Source organism: Nocardioides sp., assembly GCF_035547795.1.
Taxonomy (GTDB): Bacteria; Actinomycetota; Actinomycetes; order Propionibacteriales; family Nocardioidaceae; genus Nocardioides.
On sequence record NZ_DASZUF010000067.1, the window covers coordinates 1 to 2113 of the forward strand.

The 2113-nt window shown below is 70.3% G+C and carries 1 protein-coding gene and 1 pseudogene; both read right to left on the reverse strand.

Annotation, left to right across the window (positions count from 1 at the left end; all coding sequences use genetic code 11):
- A pseudogene (locus VHA72_RS05015) lies at positions 1–1269 on the reverse strand (amino acid transporter); the annotation flags it as partial.
- Positions 1270–1478: 209 nt separating this feature from the next.
- The coding region (locus tag VHA72_RS05020; protein WP_325573346.1) for a winged helix-turn-helix domain-containing protein at positions 1479–2113 on the reverse strand (635 nt) is incomplete at its 5' end.

The following is a 2113-nucleotide window of genomic DNA, read 5'->3' on the forward strand; positions in this document are numbered from 1 at the left end:
GACCACGGCGACGGCGCCGAAGCCGATCGTCCGGCGCCGCTGACCCGCTCGGTACGCCGCCAGCGTCACCGCCACCGCGGCCGAGCTCATCAAGACCAGCACCCCGGTGGCGTAGGCGCCGCCCTGCGCGTCGACGCCGGCATGGAACCGCCAGGTGATGAAGAACGCGACCGCCGTGATGATGAGGACGAGCGGCCGGGTGGCTCCCGCCCACTCCGGCGACATGCCGTAGCGGGGCAGGTAGCGCGGGATGAGGTTGAGCATGCCCGCCATGGCCGAGGCGCCGGCGAACCACAGGATCAGGATCGTGGACAGGTCGTAGACCGTGCCGAAGCCGCTACCGAGGTAGAGGTGAGCCAGATAGGCCAATGCCCGGCCATTGGCCGGCCCGCCGACCTCGAAGTCCTGCTTGGGGATGAGCAGCGTCGTCACCCAGCTGCTCGCGATCAGGAACCCGCTCATGATCAGCGCAGCCGTCGTCAGCAGCTTGCGCGCGTCCCTGATCCGACCGATCGGCCGTTCGGCGGCGTCGTCGGGGAGCCCCTTGATCTGGGGCATCACCGCCACCCCCGTCTCGAAGCCCGACATGCCCAGGGCGAGCTTGGGGAAGACCAGCAGCGCGACCCCGATCATGGTGAAGACGTTGCCGTGCTCGGTCAGCAGGCCGCTCCTCCACGAGCCGAGAACGGCGGGATGCGTGGCGACCTTCCACGTGCCGACCACGATCACGACGGCGTTGAGCGCGAGGTAGACCCCGACGAGCCCCACGGCGATGCCGATCGCCTCTCCGAAGCCGCGCAGGAAGACCGCACCGAGGAGCGCCAGGAGAACCAGCGTGACGAGCATCGGATGGTCCCAGCTGTGCGGTACATGCGGGTTCTCGACCAGGTGCGCCGCTCCGTCGGCGGCCGAGAGCGTCATCGTGATGAGGAAGTCGGTGGCCGCGAAGCCGAGCAGGACGAGAACGAAGAGCTTTCCCTTCCAGAAGCTCAACAGCCGCTCCAGCATGGCGATCGAGCCTTCACCGTGAGGTGACTCCTGCGCCACGCGCCGATAGACCGGCAGCGCACCGGCCAGCGTGAGCGCGACCAGCACGAGCGTGGCGATCGGCGAGAGCAGGCCGGCGGCCAGGGCCGCGATGCCCGGCTGGTAGCCGAGCGTCGAGAAGTAGTCGACGCCGGTCAGGCACATCACCTGCCACCACTGATGCTTCTTCTCGACCGGCTCGAGTGCTGCCGCATGGCTCAGGCGGAACGGCGTGGAGGACACCCTCCAAGCCTGCAGCCCGGCAGCGCGTCGCCCCGCATCCCGGCCACGCTCGACACCGTCAAGAATCCGTCAATATTGCCGCGCCCGGCTCGGGTTTCCTGACCGGCTTCGTGGCAACGTCGGCGGCCGCCTGACCTTCGCCGTACCGACCTGAAGCTGCTGGGCGTGCTGATCACGCTCTCGGCCGCCGCATCGGTGCTGCGGCCGGCTCACGGCTCCAGGGTGTAGCCCAGCCCGCTGCTGGTGACCAGGTGTCGCGGGTGGGCCGGGTCGTCCTCCAGCTTGCGCCGCAGCTGGGCGGCGTAGACGCGCAGGTAGTGGGTCTCCTTGGCATAGACCGGCCCCCAGACCTCGCGCAGGATCTGTTCACGGGTGACCAGCCGGCCCACGTTGCGGGCCAGCAGCTCGAGGAAGGCCCACTCGGTCGGGGTCAGGCGCACGTCGTCGCCGCGCTTGGCCACGCGCTTGCGGGCGAAGTCGATCTCCAGGTCGCCCACCGCCAGCGAGGTGACCTCGGGCGCGGCCTCCTGGCCGCGCCGCACGGCCGCCCGCAGCCGCGCCATCAGCTCGTTCATCGCGAACGGCTTGGTCACGTAGTCGTCCGCACCCAGGTCGAGCGCCTCGACCTTGTCGTCGCCGTGCTGTCGGGCGCTGAGGACCACCACCGGCACCGACGTCCAGCCGCGCAGCCCGGTGAGCACTTCGGTGCCGTCCAGGTCGGGCAGGCCCAGGTCGAGCAGCACCACGTCGGGGTGGAAGTCCGCCGCGGCCGCCAGGCCGGAGCGGCCGTCGTGGGCGACCTCGACCTCCCAACCGGCCGCACGCAGGTTGACCGCCAGGGCTC